Genomic DNA, 19,118 nt, shown 5'->3' with positions numbered 1-19,118 from the left:
ACAGGACTGGGGCTGGGCATGGCTGGCGATCCACTGATCGTGCCGCGTGACGTCGACAACCATGTGGGGGACATGTCGCTTCGTGGTCCGTGAACCCTTCCGACCCCGCCGGGTCGGACCTCGACTACGATGTTTCGTCCGTCCCCAAGGCCGTGGCGGTGGCCCCGCCCACGACCAGGGACGCTGCTGCCGGGTGGGGATCCCCCCACGGCCCCTGGGGACAGGGGCAGCAGGGGGCAGCAGTCACAGAGCCATACCCGTCCGGCGCCGGCCGGAGATCACTGTTCGCGCAGTGGAATCGACACGTACGACGGGTCGTTCGCCGGCGAGGAGAAGGTCAGCCGCGCGCCGGACGGGTTGTGCTCGATGTAGAGCGGGTCGACCGTGTCGACGACCAACGCGAGGCGGTGCCCTGCCGGGACGTCGTAGGACGTGGAGTACAGCTCCAGGTCGAGACCGAACGGCTGTCCGGGCGTCTGTCCGTGGAAGGTGTACGGCGCGTTGCTGACCAGCTTGCCGAGGCCGAGCGGGCCCACGTCGTACAGATAGGCGACGAGGGTGCCGCTCTCCTTGGTCGGGGTGACGGTGGTGTGCAACTTCGAGGTGCCGCGCAGGCGTTGGGCCGAGGAGTACTTCTCCGACTTCCACACGGCCGCCCAGCGGCGGGGCAGCAGCGGGATCGCGGCCATCGGGGGCACCTGGGCCACCTGGTCGAGGATGCTGGACAGGAAGACGACCCCGCCGTTGGCTCCCGAGTCGACGTTCGCGCGGATCGTCGTCGTGCCCGCCAGGGAGATCTTCTTGCCGGTCGTGCCCACCGACTTCCAGTCCGGGTAGCCCTCGTAGCCGCCGCCGGACCGGGACTTGAGCCGGACCGGCAGCTCGCGGTTGATGCCGTTGTCCTCGCCCTTGAGGTAGTGGTCGAACCAGCGCTCGGTGTCCGTCCACACGTCGTTGGGCAGGCCGAACAGCCCCGTCAGTTCGGCGGTGGCGTGGTCGCCCGGGCGGAACTCCAGGCGCTTGGGGCCGGTGAGCTTCTCGTAGAAGTCCGCGTACTGGTTGGGCGGGAAGATGGTGTCGCCCCAGGCGTTGGCCATCATGACCGCGGGGCCGCTGTCGTTGAGTTGGTCCAGGTATGTAGCGACCGAACGTTTCTTCCCCCAATTGATCATGTCCTGTTCCTTGGACAGGTTGGAGGCGTAGAAGTCGTTGAAGATCTGCCGGTTCTCGGGGCTCTGGCGGCCGGTGACCAGGCTCGCGCCGTCGAGCAGTGCGGCCGCCTGCACGTGCTGGGTGCGGCCCGAGTAGATCGAGTCGATGAGGTCCGCCCAGCCGCTGAGCGCGGCGACCGCCCTGACCCGCTTGTCGTGTGCCGCGGCCAGCAGGCTGATGCCGGCGCCGTACGAGACGCCCGCCATGCCGATCTGCCGTTTGTCGGCCGGGGTGTTGGCGAGCGCCCAGTCGATGACCTTGGACGCGTCGGCTATGTCGGGAGGCCCGGCCACTTCTATCTCGCCACCGGACTGCCAGAAGCCCCGCACGTTGTAACTGACGACGACGTAGCCCGAGTTCGCGAGCTTCTGGGCCTGTGCGAAGTACTCGACCTGGGGCAGGCCCCAGCTCGTGGGCATGACGAGCAGCGGGTGGCGATGTGTGCCGTCGGCGCCGGCCGGTGTGACGACGTTCGCCTTGAGGGTCGTCCCGCCGTCGCCGCTGATGTCGACGAAGCGGACGCTGTTCGGGGCCGCTTGGGCCGCGGGGGCGAGCCCGAGGGCGCTACCGGCGACCAGAGTCGCGGATACGGCGCCCACGGCGGTCGTACGCAGGGCCTTGCTGTGCTGTCCCACGGGTCACTCCTCACTCGTGTCAGTGCAAAGTGACCCGACGGTAACCGTGGCCCCTTACCGCAAGTAACCCGTCAGTAAGTTACGTGCCAGTAACGATATGTGGAATGTGGCGGACCTCAGGAGGCACGGTGGCTGTTGCGCGGAGCCGCGGGTGTCGGCAAGGGGGTCTGCGCGGCGCGTGTGACATCGGCGACCAGCTCCACCACGTCCGGGCCGTACGCCTGCGAGTTGACCACCTTCAGCAGCAGGGCGAAGGTGCCGTTGCCGTGCTTGCGGGACAACCGCTCGTGGTTGCGGGCGAGGTAACGGGTGGCCGCCTGGTTGGTGATGGCGGTCTGTCCGCAGAACAGGAAGACGGGGCGCGGGCCTTGACTCTCGCCGACGGTGAGCCGGGCGAGGAGCGCGTACTCCTCCTTGCCGACCTCCAGCCGGTAGCGCTCGGAACCGACCTGGAACGCCCCCCGGTCCGGGCCGGGTTCGGAGTCCACGTTCACCAGCACACCCGGCAGCAGCGAGCCCAGATGCGCCGCCATCCGCCGGTTCGACGCCGGGCCGCCGACACAGAACTCGGTGCGCTCGCCGAAGCCCTGGCGGGCCGCGTCGTGCGGGATTATCTGGGCGTGGGCGTTGCAGTCCTTGATCAGGGCGGCCAGTTCGAGCAGCGCGAACACGTCGTAGCGCATCACCGTCAGCTCGGGCCCGCCGGCCCCGCGGTTGACCACCAGCAAGGACTCGGCGTTGTCGGGCAGCCCGAAGAAGGCCTGCTTGCGGCGCAGCCTGCGCTTCCACAGATAGGTGCGGGCGAGCCAGCCGAGCGCGGCACTGACACCGGCCGCGACCACGCCCAGGACGATGTTGCGTACGTCGTCATTCATGGGCGCGCATGCTAGCGGGCGAACGCAAACCCACGTTCGAGGAAAGGCGGTGAGGGCAGGCTGACGCGGGCATGCCGATCGAATAGGCTGCGCGAACGGTCCCTGACTGGAGGTGCGGATGCGTCGCCCTGTCGCGCGGAAACTGTCGGTCCTGGCGATCTCGGTCGCCGTGGTGTCGGTGGGAGCGGCGGCGCCGCCCGGCTCCGGCACCCACGCCGTCGAGAAGGTTCCCGTGGCCGTCGGCTACGGCGGAGCCGTCTCCAGCGTCGACGCCGATGCCTCCGCCGCCGGCATCGAGGTCCTGCGCAAGGGCGGCAACGCCGTCGACGCCGCCGTCGCCACCGCCGCCGCGCTCGGCGTCACCGAGCCCTACTCCGCCGGCGTCGGCGGAGGCGGCTACTTCGTCCACTACGACGCCCGGTCCCGCACCGTGCGCACCATCGACGGCCGGGAGACCGCGCCGCTGAGCGCCGACTCGGACCTGTTCACGGAGAACGGCACCGCGATCCCGTTCGCCGAGGCCGTCAGCAGCGGCCTCGGCGTCGGCACCCCGGGCACCCCCGCCACCTGGCAGAAGGCGCTCGACCGGTGGGGGAGCAAGAGCCTCCGATCGGTCCTGAAGCCCGCCGAGCGCCTCGCCCGCGACGGCTTCCGGGTCGACGAAACCTTCCGCGCGCAGACCGCCGCCAACGAGACCCGGTTCCGCTACTTCCCGGACACCGCCAAGCTGTTCCTGCCGGGCGGCGCCCTGCCGGTCGTCGGCTCCACCTTCAAGAACCCCGACCTCGCCCGCACCTACGCCGAGCTGGCGGACAACGGCGTCGGCGCGTTCTACCGGGGCGACCTCGCCGACGACATCGTCGACACCGTCGACAACCCGCCCGTGGACCCGGCCTCCGGCTGGAAGGCCCGCCGCGGCGACCTGACCGCGAAGGACCTGGCGGCCTACCGGGCCAAGTCCCAGGCGCCCTCGAAGACCTCGTACCGCGGTCTCGGCGTGTACTCCATGGCGCCCTCCTCCTCCGGCGGCACCACCGTCGGCGAGGCCCTCAACATCCTGGAGAGGGCGGACCTGTCGAAGGCGAGCGAGGTCCGCTACCTCCACCGCTACATCGAGGCCAGCCGTATCTCCTTCGCCGACCGCGGGCGCTGGATCGGTGACCCCGCCTTCGAGGACGTACCGACGAAGGAGCTGCTGTCGCAGCGCTACGCCGACTCCCGGGCGTGCCTGATCAAGGACGACGCCGTGCTGACGAGCCCGGTGGCGCCGGGCGACCCGCGTGACCCGGCGTCCTGCGACGCGCGCGGCACCGCCGCCCCGACCACCTACGAGGGCGACAGCACCACCCACCTCACCGTGGCCGACAAGTGGGGCAACGTCGTCTCCTACACCCTCACCATCGAGCAGACCGGCGGCAGCGGCATCACCGTCCCGGGCCGCGGCTTCCTGCTCAACAACGAGCTGACGGACTTCTCCTTCACCCCGGCGAGCCCGGCCGTGCACGACCCGAACCTGCCGGGCCCCGGCAAGCGCCCGCGCTCGTCCATGTCGCCGACGATCGTCCTCGACCGGCACGACAAGCCCGTCGTGGCACTCGGTTCGCCCGGCGGGGCCACCATCATCACCACCGTGCTCCAGACCCTGACCGGCTTCCTCGACCGGGGCCTGCCGCTGGTCGAGGCGATCGCCGCGCCGCGCGCCAGCCAGCGCAACCAGGCGACGACCGAGCTCGAACCCGGCCTGTACGAGAGCCCGTTGCGGGCGCGGCTGGAGGCCGTCGGGCACGGCTTCCGGCTCAACCCGGAGATCGGCGCGGCCACCGGCGTACAGCGACTGCCGAACGGGAAGTGGCTCGCGGCCGCCGAGAAGGTACGGCGCGGCGGCGGCTCGGCGATGGTGGTGCGGCCGGCGCCGTAGCCCCGGCTCGGCTCACAACTCGGGGGCGGGCGGCAGGTCTTCCGTGCGGAAGGCGAGCTGCCCGTCCGCCACGTCTACCGTGACCCGGCCGCCCTCGCCGATCCGGCCGTCCAGGAGCAGCCGGGACAGCTGGTTGTCGACCTCTTTCTGAATGGTGCGGCGCAGCGGGCGGGCACCGTACTCCGGCTGGTAGCCGCGCTCGGAGAGCCAGTCGACCGCCGCGCCGGTGAACTCGACCTCGACGCCCTGCGCGTGCAGCAGCCGACGGGTCCGGTCCAGCAGCAGATTGGTGATCCGTTCCAGCTGTTCGGGGGTCAGCCGGCGGAACACGACGATCTCGTCGATGCGGTTGAGGAACTCGGGCCGGAACTGCTGGCGCAGCGGCCGCAGGATCCGCTCGTTGCGCGCCTCCTCGTCGGCCTCCGCGTCGCCCGAACCGAACCCGATCCCGGCGCCGCCCCGGCCGATCGCCTCCGAGCCGAGGTTGCTCGTCATCACGATGACCGCGTTGGTGAAGTCCACCGTGCGGCCCTGGGAGTCGGTCAGCCTGCCGTCGTCCAGCACCTGGAGCAGGATGTTGAAGACGTCCGGGTGCGCCTTCTCGATCTCGTCGAGCAGCAGCAGCGAGTACGGGTGCCGCCGCACCACCTCGGTGAGCTGGCCGGCCTCCTCGTGACCGACGTAGCCGGGCGGGGCGCCGATCAGCTGGCTCACGGTGTGCCGTTCCTGGTACTCGCTCATGTCCAGGCGCACCATGCGCTCCTCGCTGCCGAACAGCGACTCGGCCAGCGCCCGCGCCAGTTCGGTCTTGCCGACGCCGGTCGGGCCGAGGAAGAGGAAGCTGCCGATCGGCCGGTCGGGGCTCGCCAGTCCGGCCCGCGAGCGCAGCACCGCGTCGGACACCACGCGCACCGCCTCGTCCTGCCCGACGACCCGTTCGTGCAGATGATCCTCCAGGCCGAGCAGGCGGTCCTTCTCCTCCTCGGTGAGGCTGCTCACCGGGATGCCGGTCTGCCGCGACACCACCTCGGCGATGGCCTCGGCGGTGACCTCCAGGTCGATGCCCTCGTCGACCTCCTCGTTCCCGGAGGCGTCCGCGATGCGCTTCCTCAACTCGACGATACGGTCCCGCAGCTGGGTCGCCTGCTCATAGCTCTCGTCGGCGACGGCCTGGTCCTTGTCCCGGGTCAGCTGCTCGACCTCGCGTTCCATGGCCCGTACGTCCGTGCCCTTGGTCCGCGCGCGCAGCCGTACCCGGGCACCCGCCTGGTCGATCAGGTCGATGGCCTTGTCGGGGAGCCGGCGGTCGGTGAGATAGCGGTCGGACAGCTCCACGGCGGCCACCAGCGCCTCGTCGCTGTAGCGGACCTGGTGGTGGGCCTCGTAGCGGTCGCGCAGGCCGCGCAGGATCTCGATGGCGTCGGCGGTGGTCGGCTCGGGGACCAGGATCGGCTGGAAGCGGCGCGAGAGCGCCGCGTCCTTCTCGATCCGCCGGTACTCCTCCAGCGTGGTGGCGCCGACCACGTGCAGTTCGCCGCGGGCGAGCGCCGGCTTGAGGATGTTCCCGGCGTCCATGGACCCGCCCTCGCCGCCGCCCCCGGCGCCCACGACGGTGTGCAACTCGTCGATGAAGACGATCAGCCGGTCGGAGTTCGCCCGGATCTCGTCGACGATGTTGGTCAGCCGTTCCTCGAAGTCGCCCCGGTAGCGGGTGCCGGCGACCACGCCCGTCAGGTCGAGCGCGACCACCCGGCGGCCGCTGAGCACGTCCGGCACGTCGCCGTCGGCGATCCGCTGGGCCAGGCCCTCCACGATCGCGGTCTTGCCCACGCCCGCGTCACCGATCAGCACCGGGTTGTTCTTGCCCCGCCGGGACAGCACCTCGACGGTCTGCTCGATCTCCCCGTCCCGGCCGATCACCGGGTCGATACGGCCCTGGCGGGCGAGGTCGGTGAGGTCGCGGCCGTACTTGTCGAGGGTGGGCGTGCCGGTGTCGACGCGGGGCCGCTGGTCGGCGATGGGGCGGGACTGCGTCGCGTCCGGCGCCTCGGGCGGCATGCCGGTGGGGCCGAACCGGGCCGCGTTCAGGATGTGCCCGGCCGCCGAGTCGGGGTTCGCGGCGAGGGCGCTGAGCACGTGCTCCGGGCCGATGTAACCGGCTCCCCGGGCCCTGGCCAGGTCGTGCGCGTCCAGCAGGGCGCGCTTGGCGGCCGGTGTCAGGGACAGCGAGGTCGGTGGCGGACCCTCGCCCGGCGGGTGCTGGGTCGGGCCCGAGCGCTCGTCGATCTCCGTCGCCAGCGAGTCGGGATCCGCGCCCGCCCGGCTGAGCAGACTGCGGGTCGGCTCGGCGGACAGCGCGGCGCGCAGCAGATGCTGGGTGTCCAGGTCCCGGCTGCCGTGCTCGGCGGCGTACTGCGCGGCGCCGCGCACCAGCTCGCGGGCGGGCTGACTGAGCAGCCGCCCGATGTCGATCTGGCGCGGGCCGGGGCGCGGTCCGCCGAAGAAGCGGGCGAGGAATTCTCCGAAGGGGTCGTAGTCCTCGGGACCACTGAAGCCGCTGCTCATGGCGTTCCCATCCGGCTTCCCTGCGCGGGCAGGGTCGCCCTCGCTGATCGACGTGCCGGAGTCGGGTAACCCGGTTCGGGCTCGCTCATGCCACGATGGCACGTTCTGGCTCAGGGGGCATGTGCAGGAACGCCTCAGCCGTTCGCCCGAGGGCCGCCGCGGTCCGCGGACGGTGCGCCGCCGGGGCGCAGCATCTGGCTCGTGGCCAGGTCGCGGTAGAGGGGATCACGGGCCAGCAGGTCCTCGTGGCTCCCGCAGGAGGTGCTGCGGCCCCGGTCGAGCACGACGATGCGGTCGGCGTGCTGCACGGTGGACAGCCGGTGGGCGATGACCAGCAGGGCGCATTCCTGGGCGACGTCCTTCATCACCGTGGTCAGCGCCGCCTCGTTGATCGCGTCGAGGTGGGAGGTGGGCTCGTCCAGGAGCAGCAGCGCGGGGCGGGCGAGCAAGGCCCGGGCCAGGGCGACGCGTTGACGTTCGCCGCCGGAGAGGGTGCTGCCGCGTTCTCCGACGACGGTGTCCAGTCCTTCGGGCAGCCGGTCGACGAGTTCCTCCAGCCGGGCCAGTGCGAGGACCCGCCGGATCTCCGCCTCCGGGGCGTCGGGCACGGCGTAGGTGACGTTCTCCCGCAGGGTGCCGTGCACGACATGGGTGTTCTGGTCGACCATGGCGATGCGCCGGCGGCAGGCGTCACGGCCGAGTTCCGCGGCGGGCAGACCGTCGAACAGCACGGCTCCGGCGTCCGGTTCGTGGAATCCCGCCACCAGCGCGAAGACGGTGCTCTTGCCGGCTCCCGAGGGGCCCACGAGGGCGACGTGCCGGCGGTGGGGGACGGTGAAGGAGACGCCGGACAGCACCGGCCGGCCCGGGGTGTAGCCGAAGCCGACGTCGTGCAGCGCGAGCACGGGCCGCTCGGCGGGGGCGGACGGCACGGGCCGGGACCGCGCGACCGACGGCCCCGTGCGCTCCACGGGCAGCCGCAGCGCCTGCTCGACGCGTCGGTGGGCGCCCATGCCGCGCTGGATCAGGCTCACCGCGTGGAACACGGAGGACAGCGGCAGGACGAGGTACGAGGCGTACAGCAGGAACGCGACGAGGTCGCCGAGGGAGCCCGCGTGACCGCCGACGCGCAGGCCCCCGACGACCAGGACGACGAGGAAGGAGCCCTGGACGGCGAGTTCGACGGCGGGGCTCATCACGGACGCGAGTTTCGCGGTGCGTACTCCCGCGTCGTACGCCTCGTCGACCCGGGCCCCGATCCTGGCCGCCTCGCGTTCCTCGGCGCGGTGCACCCGGACCATGGGCAGGGCGCCCAGGGCCCGTTCCAGATCGGCGGCGACGGCGCCGACGGAGTCCTGCATGCGCTCGGAGGCCCTGCGGATGCCCTGGAGCAGCGAGGCGACGACGGCGGTGGCGACGGCCACGGTCAGCGTGACCAGAAGCAGCAGCAGCGGGTCGAGCCAGGCCATCAGGATCAGCGCTCCGACGGCGACGAGGCTTCCGGTCACCAGGTCGACGAGAGCCTGCGAGACGACCTCGCGCAGGAGGGTGGTGTCGGTGGTGACCCGGGCGATGAGGTCACCGTTGCGGTGGCGGTCGTACTCGCGCATCTCCAGGCGCAGCAGGCGTCCCACCAGGCTCGTGCGGAGCCCGCGTACGACGCCCTCGCCGATCCGCTCCAGCAGGAAGCGCCCCGTCGACCCGATCGCCGCCTCCACCAGGAACAGCGCGCCGAGGAGCGCCAGCAGCGGCCACACGACCTGTCCGCGGCCGCTCGCGTCCACCGCCTGGCGGGCCACGAGCGGCTGGGCCAGCCCCAGGGCGGAGCCGGCCAGCGTCAGTGCGGTGGCCACGGCGACGGCCGTCCGGTGCCCGGCGGTGAGCCGGTACAGCGTGGCCACGGCCGCGCGGGTCGACCTGTCCTCGGCAGGGGGCTCTTCCTGCCCGCCGTCCGCGACCGCGGTGCCGGCCGCCGGCCCGGCATCCGGCGCCGTGCCACCGCTCATCGCTCGGCCGGCTCGACGGCGACCAGCCGGGCGAGGTAGCCGTCGGGTACGTCCTCGCCGACGGGCCGGCCCTCCGCCTCGATCCAGGCGTGCGCGCCGAAGGGCGGGACGACACGGACCCCGGCGCACCACGTCGGCCAGGTCCCCCGGAGCCGGCACAGCAGCGCGGCCCCCAGGGAACGCGGCAGGCACCCTTTCGGCCCGGTGCAGCGCAGGCTGACGGCGCACATCGCGTCCCTCGCCTGCTGGGCCCGCGCTGCGGTTGCGGGTGCGGCCCCGCGGCGTACGACACCGAGGACGGCGCGGATGCGGCGGGGCGGCAGCAGGGCGAGTGCGACGGCGGGCAGCAGGACCAGGCGGGCGGCGAGGCGGCGGCCGAGGGGCACGCCGGTGGGGCGTTCCAGCGCGCTGGGCGTCGTCATGAGGCCAGGCCCGCCTCGCGCAACTGCCCGACGAGCGCTTCGACGTCCCGCTGGGCCTGCGCCCGGTCGATGTCGAACTCGCGGACCAGGGCGGCGGTCGCGTCCGCCTCCTCGCCGCCGTCGAGCAGGGTGCGGACCACGAGGGTGGCGGTCGGGTTCAACTCCCAGTAGGTACCGGCCCGTTCGTCCAGCAGGACGGTGCCGTAGTCGGTCTCGGCCGTGGCGACGTGTGCGTCGAACCTCAAGGGCATGCGCTCGCCTTTCTCACGCGGTGCGGGTTCTCAAGGAGTGCGGGCGTGGGTGCGGGACAGTCCCCGCAGCCACACCTCGGCGGCGATCGTGGAGTAGAGGATGGCGTCGGACAGTCCCGGAGAGGTGGGCCGCCGGGCGAGGCGGCGCAGCTCGGCGCCGTCCACCAGACCGAGCCGGGCCAGCCGGGAGTCCGCCCACAGGGCCAGCAGGTCGGCGCGGTGGTCGCGCAGTCCGTCTGCGGCGTCCATGGCGGCCGTGGCCTTGGTCGTGCGCCGCAGGCACGCCTCGGGCACCAGGCCGCGCATCGCGGTGGTCAGCACCGGCTTGTACGCCCACGGGGTGACGCGCTCGGCGGGGTGTACGGCGAGGCACGCCTCGATGACACGGTCGTCGAGGAAGGGGTGGGCCATCGGCAGACCGGCGCGGGCCGCCATCCGGTCCCATTGGCGGATGATGCGCGTGGTCGAACGGATCTGCTCCAGGTCCGTGTGCATCCCCCGGTCCGGATGCAGCGGCATTGCCGTCGGCGCGGCGTCGAGCAGTGCCCGCCGCGCCAGCCGTTCGGTGTCCGTGGTCGCCCAGCCGAACAGCCGCGGTGCCGTGCCCCACCCGAGACCGGAGGCCACGGAGGAGGAGGGGGCCGGATCGCACAGCCGTCCGGCCGCGTCGGCGAGCCACCTGCCGTACGGCCGGGAGTCCGCCAGGGCGCGTACGGTGCCGCCGAGGGGCCAGTCCCACAGGGCCCGGAACCCGCGCAGCTGCCGTACGGCGAACAGCGGCCGGGTGCGCAGCAGCCGGTGGTGGTAGGCCTCGGAGCACCAGGCCACGTGGTCGCCGCCGATGCCGGTCAGATGCACCCGGCTGCCGCGGGCGGCGAGGGCAGGGAGGTGGTGCAGGACCCGGGAGCGGTCCATGACGCCGATGGTGGGCTCGTCCAGGAGGTCGTCGATACCGAGCAGGTCTTCGTAGACCAGCGGTGAGGCGTCCGCGTCCCAGATGACGTGCTCGACGTCCGGGAGGTGCCCCGCGGCCAGTTCGGCCCAGTGTAGATCCGAGTCCGCCGGATCGCGGCCCGGCCAGGTGCCGGCCACCACGCGGGCGGGGGAGCGGTCGGCGAGGAAGCAGACGGACGTGGAGTCCAGCCCGCCGGACAGGTCGCAGCTGACCACGCCGCCCTGCCGGGTACGCGCGTCGACGGCCTCCTCCAGTGCCGTCCGGATCAGCGGCGCCGCCTCGGCGAGGGGCCGGACCGGCTCCGGTGGCGTCCACCAGCGGGTGTGCCGTGCGGAGCGACCGTCGGCGGCGACGAGCACGGCGTCCTGCGGGGGCACGGCGGTGACCGGGCGCCACAGGGAGGTCTCGAACAGGGGGTACGGGGCGGGCCACAGCAGCCGGACGGCCAGTTCCTGCGGATCGGGGTCGAGGCCGAGAGGGGCGGCGAGGGTGTCGGCGCGGGTGGCGGTCACCCGTACGCCGTCGATCTCCGCGTGGAAGACCAGCCGCAGGCCGGAGGCGGTGCCCTGCACCCGGAGCCGGCCGTCGAGCGCGGCGACGAGATGGAAGCTGCCGGGCAGGGACCGGGCGAGAGCGTCGAGTTCCGTCAGGTCGCGCAGCTGTTCGGCCGCGCGGCGCAGCTCGTCGGCCTCGATCCGGCAGCAGCCGATGACCGCGATGGCGCTGTCGCGGGCGCTCGCCGTGACGACCTCGTCGTCGTGCCAGTGGCCGACCAGCCAGGGCCGGCCCGACGCGTGGGTGAGGGTGCGGGAGCCGGGCCGGGCGAAGGAGCGGGCCACGGCGGCCGCGTCCGCACGGTCCGGGAAGACCGTGAAGTCCGCGTCGCCGAGGCCCGTCCCCGCACTTGCGTGCAGTTCAGTCATGACGTCGAGTCAGTGCCGTCGCCCGTCAGTTCTTGCTCAGGATCAGACGGTCGTTGCCGTGGTGTCCCAGGAGCCCCGTCTCCTCGCGGAACGTTCCGAGCCGGACGAGCGTCGGCGCTTCGTATGCCTTCTTCATGACTACTCCTCACTGAGTCGTGGCCCGAGCCCCACATCGGGCTGGGCGCAGCACACAGCTAGCTGCGAAAAGTGAGGGCGAGGCAAGACGCGGCACGAAAGTATGAACATACGAGAAGGCTGGCGACTCTGATCCGGCGACAGGGCGCGCGCCCCGGGCGTGAAGGTGTCGCGGCGGCCGGCGGCTTGCCGTGCGCATGTGCGAAGAATCGTTCCCAGGTGCGCCCTGCCGATGGTTGCGCCCGCCCTGCCCGAAACCGGGGGCGGTAGCCGCCGGGGCGCACTGCGCACCCTGCTGTGCACACCATGTCCGGCAGGTCCGAGGCTCGGGGGACGGGGCGGTCAGAGGCTTTCCCGGGCCGTGAGGATGCGCGGTCCCGTCTCGGTGATCGCCACCGTGTGTTCCGCGTGGGCCGCGCGGGAGCCGTCGTTCGTGCACAGGGTCCAGCCGTCGGGGGCCGCGTGGTAGCCGTCCCGGCCGCTCGCGACGACCATCGGCTCGATGGCCAGCACCATGCCGTGCCGCAGCGGCATGCCCCGGCCCGGGCGGCCCTCGTTCGGCACCCCCGGGTCCTCGTGCATCTTGCGGCCGATGCCGTGGCCGCCGAACCCGTCCGGGATGCCGTACCCGGCCGACCGGCACACCGAGCCGATGGCATGGGCGATGTCGCCGATGCGGTTGCCGACCACGGCCGCCCCGATGCCCGCCGCCAGCGCCCGCTCCGTCGTCTCGATCAGCCGTACGTCCGCCGGGCGGGCCCGGCCCACCGTGAAGCTGATCGCCGAGTCACCCGCCCAGCCGCCCAGTTCGGCGCCGCAGTCGATGGAGACCAGGTCGCCGTCGCGCAGGCGGTAGCCGGTCGGGATGCCGTGCACGATCGCGTCGTTCACCGAGGCGCAGATGACGGCGGGGAAGGGGGTGGGGGCGAACGAGGGGCGGTAGCCGAGGAAGGGTGAGGCCGCTCCCGCGTCGCGCAGCACCTCGCGTGCCACCTCGTCCAGCTCCAGCAGGGAGACCCCCACGTCGGCGGCCTTGTGCACGGCCGTGAGGGCCCGGCCGACGACCTGTCCGGTCTCGTACATCGCATCGATCGACTTGTCCGTCTTCAGTTCCACCATGCCAATTACTATACCGGTATTTGAATGGGGGTCGCTCGGGGCGGTATTAGAATGGGTGTCATGGTGCGCACCCCTCTCACCCCCGAAGAGCGTGAACGCGGCGAACGGCTCGGCCGGCTGCTCCGCGAGGCCCGCGGCGGCCGCAGCATGGCGGAGGTCGCGGCGAACGCCGGGATCTCCGCCGAGACGCTGCGCAAGATCGAGACCGGCCGGGCGCCGACGCCCGCCTTCTTCACGGTGGCCGCCCTGGCCGCGGCCCTCGGACTGTCCATGGATGAACTGGTCGGGCGGTGCGCCCCGGCCGTCGAGGCCGCCGCCTGAACGAGGCGCACGTCACGTTCCGGTAGGTCGGGCGTACTCTGCGTTCAGCCGGAAAACTCCCCGTAGCACATCCGTAACACAGCTGGTGTTGCCTAACGGACCGGAGTGCTCCGGTCTGGCGGGAGTTGAGCAATGTCAGTGGATCAACTCCCGGCTCGCATGCGGGAGTTCGTGAACTACCTGGACGGTCTCACGGCGCGCCTGGATCAGGGCGGCGGCTGGTGCGGGGTGTTCTGGCAGCGTGACCCCGAGGGCATGCGGGCCTGCCTCGACGGCCGTGAGGTGCCGCCCTGGGACGTGGTGGAGTCCCTGCTGCACGACCTCGCCGCGCGGTACGGATCCGGCGGCGCCGGCCCCGAGACCGAACGCGCCCGCGCCCTGCACGCGGCCGCCCTCGCCGCCTACGACGCCCGTCCCGGCGGGCGCGACGCCATCGGGGACCGCCTCGACGTCATGCTCCGCGAGCAGCGCTACGCCGCCGAACGGCAGGCGGAACTGAACCGGTTGCTCACCTCCGCCACCAGCCGCGACCAGGCGGAAGCCATTCAGCTCGACCTCGCCTGGGCCCGCGACGACCACGAACGCGCGACCGCCCGATGCGCCGAACTCCGCTTCCGGATGGCCGACTTGGACCGCCGCGCGGCGAGCGCACGGGGGCAGGCGATCCAGCGGGAGGGGACGGAGGACGGTGGCGTCTTCCGCGTCGATGACGGGCGCGGTGGGGGTGACGGGTCCCGGGCCCGGCGGTTCGGGGGCGAGGGCCTGCGGGGGGACCGGTTCGGCGAGGGGCACCGGGCCGGCGGCTCGGCCGCCGGCCCCGCGGAGCGGCACTCGCGTGCGGGAGCGCCCGACGGCCCCGGCCAGGAGCGGCCCGCGGGTCCGTACGCCGCCGAGAATGCGGCCAGGGTGCCCGAGGAGCCGGACACCGGACACACCGCCGCCCCCGTGCCGCCCCGCGACCCGGACGCCCACACCACTCCCGTCCCCAAGCAGCGCAAACGCCGCCGCGGCAGCGCCCGCTTCGCCGGGATGGTCGAGGAGGAGGCCGCCCCCGTCGTCGTACCGCCGACCGCCGAGCCCGTTCTGCCCACGCTGCCCGCCCAGCCCGCCACCACCCGCCGCACCCCGCGCGGAGCCCGGTTCGCCGGGGCCGACGACGAGGGTGTGGCCGTTGCCCCCGAGCCGCAGGCGCAGGCGGCCGGACCGCAGGACCGGCGGGAGGTCGCCGGGTGTGTCGAGGCACTGGTGCGGCTGCGGCGTGAGGGCCGCAGCGGCGAGGCGCATGCCCTGCTCGTCGAGGCCGCGCACTGGCCCGCCGTACGCCTGCCGCTGCTCGCCGCCGAGATGCAGCGCACCGGGCTCGGGGCGGACTGGGCGACCCTGCTGTGGGAGGCCGCCTCGCTGCCGGCCGAGGGACTCGTGGCCGCCGCCGACGCGCTGACCGCCGCGGGGCGCGCGGAGGACGGGGAGCAGATACTGCGGCAGGGCGTGCTGCGACCCGCGCCCGAGATAGGGCAGGCCGTACTGGGCCTGGCCGGTGCCGGACGCCGCCGCGAGGTCCGCGCGCTCCTCGACGCGTACGTCCGCGTGCGCACCCCGGAGGAGGCCGCCCGCAGCGTCGAGACGGACCCGCGAGCACTCGTACCGCTCCTGCTGGAGGCCGCCCAGGGTGTCTCCGAGGAGTGCCGGTGGGACCTCGTCCACGCCCTGCGGGTCGCGGGCTTCGCCGCCTGACCGGAGCCCGCACCACCCGGCACACCCCTCCCACCGGCCCCATCCATCACCCACAGGAGGGTGAAACCTGATCGACTCAGCGGGTTAACGACGACGGTCTTGGCAAGGCTGTTCCAGGGGCTTACTTTCGAGCCTCTACGGCCCCCCTCTACGGGCGTAGAGGCTCTGACGTCCCGTCGAAGGAGCAGCTCATGGCCAACGTCGTACGCGCCGCTCTGGTCCAGGCCACCTGGACCGGCGACACCGAGTCCATGGTGGCGAAACACGAGGAGCACGCACGCGAGGCGGCCCGGCAGGGCGCCAGGATCATCGGCTTCCAGGAAGTCTTCAACGCTCCCTACTTCTGTCAGGTCCAGGACCCCGAGCACTACAGCTGGGCCGAGCCGGTCCCCGACGGGCCCACCACGCGTCGTATGCAGGAGCTGGCCCGCGAGACCGGCATGGTCATCGTCGTGCCCGTCTTCGAGGTCGAGCAGTCCGGGTTCTACTACAACACCGCCGCCGTCATCGACTCCGACGGCACCTTCCTCGGCAAGTACCGCAAGCACCACATCCCGCAGGTCAAGGGCTTCTGGGAGAAGTACTACTTCAAGCCCGGAAACATCGGCTGGCCCGTCTTCGAGACCGCCGTCGGCAGGATCGGCGTCTACATCTGCTACGACCGCCACTTCCCGGAAGGGTGGCGGCAACTCGGCCTCAACGGCGCCCAGTTGGTCTACAACCCGTCCGCCACCTCGCGCGGCCTGTCGGCCTACCTGTGGCAGCTGGAGCAGCCCGCGGCGGCCGTCGCCAACGAGTACTTCGTCGCCGCGATCAACCGGGTGGGCCAGGAGCCGTACGGCGACAACGACTTCTACGGGACGAGCTATTTCGTCGATCCGCGTGGGCAGGTTGTCGGGGAGATCGCCAGCGACAAGAGCGAGGAGCTCGTGGTGCGCGATCTCGACTTCGACCTGATCGACGAGGTGCGGCAGCAGTGGGCGTTCTACCGCGACCGCCGCCCCGACGCCTACGAAGGGCTGGTACAGCCGTGACCAAGGACCTGCTGGGACGCCACCGTGCCGTCATGCCGGACTGGCTCGCCCTGTACTACGAGGAGCCGCTGGAGATCACCCACGGCGAGGGCCGCCACGTCTGGGACGCCGCGGGCAACCGCTACCTCGACTTCTTCGGGGGCATCCTCACCACGATGACCGCGCACGCGCTGCCCGAGGTCACCAAGGCGGTGAGCGAGCAGGCCGGGCGGATCGTCCACTCCTCGACCCTGTACCTGAACCGGCCCATGGTCGAACTCGCCGAGCGCATCGCCCACTTGAGCGGCATCCCGGACGCCCGCGTCTTCTTCACCACCTCCGGCACCGAGGCCAACGACACGGCCCTGCTGCTCGCGACGACCTACAAGCAGAGCAACTCGATCCTCGCGATGCGCAACAGCTACCACGGCCGCTCCTTCAGCGCGGTCGGCATCACCGGCAACCGCGGCTGGTCACCGACCTCGCTGTCGCCGCTCCAGACGCTGTACGTGCACGGCGGCGTCCGCACCCGCGGCCCCTACGCCGACCTCTCCGACGACGACTTCATCGCCGCCTGCGTCGACGACCTCACCGACCTCCTCGGCCACACCCGCCCGCCGGCCGCGCTGATCGCCGAGCCCGTCCAGGGCGTCGGCGGCTTCACCTCGGGCCCGGACGGGCTGTACGCCGCCTTCCGCGAGGTGCTCGCCGAGCGCGGCATCCTGTGGATCGCCGACGAGGTGCAGACCGGCTGGGGCCGCACCGGCGACCACTTCTGGGGCTGGCAGGCGCACGCCCGCTCCGGCCCGCCGGACATGCTGACCTTCGCCAAGGGCATCGGCAACGGCATGTCCATCGGCGGCGTCGTCGCCCGCGCCGAGATCATGAACTGCCTCGACTCCAACAGCATCTCGACCTTCGGCGGCACCCAGATCACCATGGCGGCCGGCCTCGCCAACCTCTCCTACCTGATCGAACACGACCTCCAGGGCAACGCCCGGCGGGTCGGCGGGCTGCTCCTGGAGCGGCTGCGGGCCGTAGCCGCGCAGGTGCCGCACGTCAGGGAGGTGCGCGGCCGCGGCCTGATGCTGGGCATCGAGCTCACCCGGCCCGGCACCGACGAGGCCGACCCCGCCGCCGCCTCCGCCGTGCTGGAGGCGGCCCGCGAGGGCGGCCTGCTCATCGGCAAGGGCGGCGGCCACAACACCAGCGCCCTGCGCGTCGCCCCGCCCCTGTCCCTGACCGTCGCGGAGGCCGAGGAGGGCGCCGCGATCCTCGAGAACGCTCTGAGGAGCCTCTAGCACGACCCACCCGAGCAAGGGAACGCCGTCATGACCACCACCTCGGAGCCCACGGAACTCTCCGAACCCGCCCTGTCGGTCCGGCAGGTCCTCACCCTGGAGCGGGTGCTGGCCGGGGAACCCGAGGTGGTGGCCGGCGCCGGTCAGCTGGACCGGCCGGTGCGCTGGGTGCACGTCGCCGAGGCGCCGGACGTCGGGGTGATGCTCACCGGCGGCGAGATGGTGCTCACCACCGGCGTGCTGCTCGCCGGCGACGAGGACAAGCAGGCCGAGTACATCCGCTCGCTGCACCGGGCCGAGGCGGCGGCCGTCGTACTGGGTCTCGGCCGGGCGTTCCCCGCCCCGCCGGAGGTGATGCGCCGGGCCGCCGAGCGGTGCGGGCTGCCCATGGTGGTCCTGCACCGGCCGTTCCCCTTCGCCGAGCTGACCGAAGAGGTCCAGTGCCGGCTCGTGCGGCGCAAGTTCGCCGCCGTCAGCCTCTCGGAGTCCGTACGGACCACCCTCACCGCGCTCATCACCGCCGGCGCCCCGTTGCAGAGCCTGCTCGACGAGGTCGCCTCGCACAGCGCATGCCCCGTCGTCGTCACCAACCTCGCCCACCGCGTGCTCGCCACCGCGGGGGAGCGGTCCGCCGTGGACGACGTGCTGCGCGACTGGGAGCGCATCGCCCGGCAGGCATGGGGGCACCACCCAGGCCGTTCAGGCACTGCGGGAGGCAGCGAGGGCGACGGCTGGATCCGCGCCGAACTCGGCGGGCGCGGCGAGCGCTGGGGGCAGATCATGCTGTGCGGGCACCGCGGCGACACCGCCACCGGACGGCTGCTCGCCGACCGCGCCGCCGAGGCCCTCGTCCTGCACCGCATGCTCGGCGGGAACTCCGCGCACACCTGGGAGGAGCAGTCCGCGCAGAGCCTGCTCACCGACCTGGTCAGCGGGGTCGTACCGGCACGGCAGCTGCTGCCACGGGCGCGGGCGGCCGGGCTGCCCGTCAACCGGCGGACGTTCGTCCCGCTGGTCGTCCGGGACGTCGAACCCGGCCAACTCGACCGCGTCCTGCGGATGGTGGGGCTGTCCGGGCTCGTCGCCGAGCTGGCCGACGGGGCCGTGGCGGTGCTGCTGAGCCTTGCCCGGGACCAGGACGCCCCGGTGCTCACGGCGAACTTCGCGGCCCGGGTGCACTCCGAGGCCGCCCGCACCGTCGTGGCCGCCGCCGACCCCCGTACCGCCTGGGACGACGTGCCCACCGGACTGCGCGAGGCCCAGCACGTCGCCGACGCCGCCGACTCCTCGGCCGCCCTCGGCCTCCCTGCCGTCGTCCGCCTCAGGGACGTCCATCTGCGCGGTCTGATCCGGCTGCTGCGCGACGACCCGCATGTGCAGTCCTTCGCGGAGCGGGAGCTGGACGGGCTGCTGTGCGCGGCCGACGACGACATGCTCTCGGTGCTGCGGACGTATCTCGCGACCGGCCGCAACAAGTCCCGCACCGCCCAGCTCCACCATGTCTCGCGGCCCGCGCTCTACCGCCGGCTGGAGGCGATACAGACACGGCTCGGCGTCGACCTCGACGACTTCGAACAGGCCGCGTCCGTGCACATCGCACTCCTCGCGCACGACGCGCAACAGAGCTGAAACCTGCCACGACCTGGGAAAACGGCGGTGAAACATGGGATCACGACAGGGTGACACCGTGACACGCCGCATGCCCGCAGACGTGACACCGTGCAACTCAAAGC

Annotated in this window: 15 protein-coding genes; 6 read left to right on the top strand and 9 right to left on the bottom strand. The window is 72.6% G+C overall.

Annotation, left to right across the window (positions count from 1 at the left end):
* Nucleotides 1-278: 278 nt before the first annotated feature.
* Nucleotides 279-1,847: an alpha/beta fold hydrolase gene (locus AC3ETA_RS08915; protein ID WP_432192261.1), complete on the bottom strand. Its 1,569-nt coding sequence runs from the start codon at nt 1,845-1,847 to the stop codon at nt 279-281.
* A 116-nt stretch (nt 1,848-1,963) separates the two neighbouring features.
* The gene (locus AC3ETA_RS08910) at nt 1,964-2,722 is read right to left on the bottom strand and encodes a hypothetical protein (RefSeq protein WP_432192260.1); all 759 of its coding nucleotides are present in this window, start codon (nt 2,720-2,722) and stop codon (nt 1,964-1,966) included.
* A 118-nt stretch (nt 2,723-2,840) separates the two neighbouring features.
* Here AC3ETA_RS08910 and ggt point away from each other — a divergent pair, with 118 nt between their 5' ends.
* Complete coding sequence (gene ggt, locus AC3ETA_RS08905) at nt 2,841-4,640, top strand: gamma-glutamyltransferase (RefSeq protein WP_432192259.1); 1,800 nt, start codon at nt 2,841-2,843, stop codon at nt 4,638-4,640.
* Between the two features lie 12 nt (nt 4,641-4,652).
* Here the strand turns inward: ggt and AC3ETA_RS08900 are convergent, their stop codons facing one another.
* The 7 genes from AC3ETA_RS08900 to map all read right to left on the bottom strand — a co-directional run bounded on the left by AC3ETA_RS08900 (nt 4,653) and on the right by map (nt 13,016).
* Entirely contained in the window at nt 4,653-7,205 is a 2,553-nt protein-coding gene (locus AC3ETA_RS08900) for an ATP-dependent Clp protease ATP-binding subunit (protein WP_432192258.1), read from the bottom strand.
* 134 nt (nt 7,206-7,339) lie between these two features.
* The gene (locus AC3ETA_RS08895; RefSeq protein WP_432192257.1) at nt 7,340-9,211 is read right to left on the bottom strand and encodes an ABC transporter ATP-binding protein; all 1,872 of its coding nucleotides are present in this window, start codon (nt 9,209-9,211) and stop codon (nt 7,340-7,342) included.
* Nucleotides 9,208-9,633 carry a lasso peptide biosynthesis B2 protein gene (locus tag AC3ETA_RS08890; RefSeq protein ID WP_432192256.1) on the bottom strand — a complete coding sequence of 142 codons (426 nt, stop codon included), beginning with the start codon at nt 9,631-9,633 and terminating at the stop codon, nt 9,208-9,210. Before AC3ETA_RS08890 ends, AC3ETA_RS08895 begins: the two co-directional genes overlap by 4 nt.
* Nucleotides 9,630-9,884, bottom strand: coding sequence for a lasso peptide biosynthesis PqqD family chaperone (locus AC3ETA_RS08885; RefSeq protein ID WP_432192255.1), 255 nt, complete (start codon nt 9,882-9,884; stop codon nt 9,630-9,632). Before AC3ETA_RS08885 ends, AC3ETA_RS08890 begins: the two co-directional genes overlap by 4 nt.
* A gap of 30 nt (nt 9,885-9,914) precedes the next feature.
* Entirely contained in the window at nt 9,915-11,762 is a 1,848-nt protein-coding gene (locus tag AC3ETA_RS08880) for a lasso peptide isopeptide bond-forming cyclase (protein WP_432192254.1), read from the bottom strand.
* 25 nt (nt 11,763-11,787) lie between these two features.
* The gene (locus tag AC3ETA_RS08875; RefSeq protein ID WP_330356978.1) at nt 11,788-11,898 is read right to left on the bottom strand and encodes a keywimysin-related RiPP; all 111 of its coding nucleotides are present in this window, start codon (nt 11,896-11,898) and stop codon (nt 11,788-11,790) included.
* Nucleotides 11,899-12,239: 341 nt separating this feature from the next.
* The gene (gene map, locus AC3ETA_RS08870; protein WP_432192253.1) at nt 12,240-13,016 is read right to left on the bottom strand and encodes a type I methionyl aminopeptidase; all 777 of its coding nucleotides are present in this window, start codon (nt 13,014-13,016) and stop codon (nt 12,240-12,242) included.
* 60 nt (nt 13,017-13,076) lie between these two features.
* Here map and AC3ETA_RS08865 point away from each other — a divergent pair, with 60 nt between their 5' ends.
* The 5 genes from AC3ETA_RS08865 to AC3ETA_RS08845 all read left to right on the top strand — a co-directional run bounded on the left by AC3ETA_RS08865 (nt 13,077) and on the right by AC3ETA_RS08845 (nt 19,014).
* On the top strand, nt 13,077-13,337 hold the full coding sequence (locus AC3ETA_RS08865) for a helix-turn-helix domain-containing protein (RefSeq protein WP_432192252.1): 261 nt from the start codon (nt 13,077-13,079) through the stop codon (nt 13,335-13,337).
* 132 nt (nt 13,338-13,469) lie between these two features.
* Nucleotides 13,470-15,071: a hypothetical protein gene (locus AC3ETA_RS08860; RefSeq protein ID WP_432192251.1), complete on the top strand. Its 1,602-nt coding sequence runs from the start codon at nt 13,470-13,472 to the stop codon at nt 15,069-15,071.
* 191 nt (nt 15,072-15,262) lie between these two features.
* Nucleotides 15,263-16,105, top strand: coding sequence for a nitrilase-related carbon-nitrogen hydrolase (locus tag AC3ETA_RS08855; RefSeq protein ID WP_432192250.1), 843 nt, complete (start codon nt 15,263-15,265; stop codon nt 16,103-16,105).
* A complete protein-coding gene (locus AC3ETA_RS08850; RefSeq protein WP_432192249.1) occupies nt 16,102-17,385 on the top strand; it encodes an aspartate aminotransferase family protein in 1,284 nt (427 codons plus the stop codon). The genes AC3ETA_RS08855 and AC3ETA_RS08850 overlap by 4 nt, the downstream gene beginning before the upstream one ends.
* Before the next feature lie 30 nt (nt 17,386-17,415).
* Nucleotides 17,416-19,014 (top strand): PucR family transcriptional regulator, encoded by a 1,599-nt coding sequence (locus AC3ETA_RS08845; RefSeq protein ID WP_432192248.1) that lies wholly within the window; start codon nt 17,416-17,418, stop codon nt 19,012-19,014.
* Nucleotides 19,015-19,118: the final 104 nt, after the last annotated feature.

Source organism: Streptomyces sp. bgisy027 (assembly GCF_057710365.1).
Note: the sequence above shows the minus strand (reverse complement) of the source record. Positions and strands in the feature narration are given on the sequence as shown.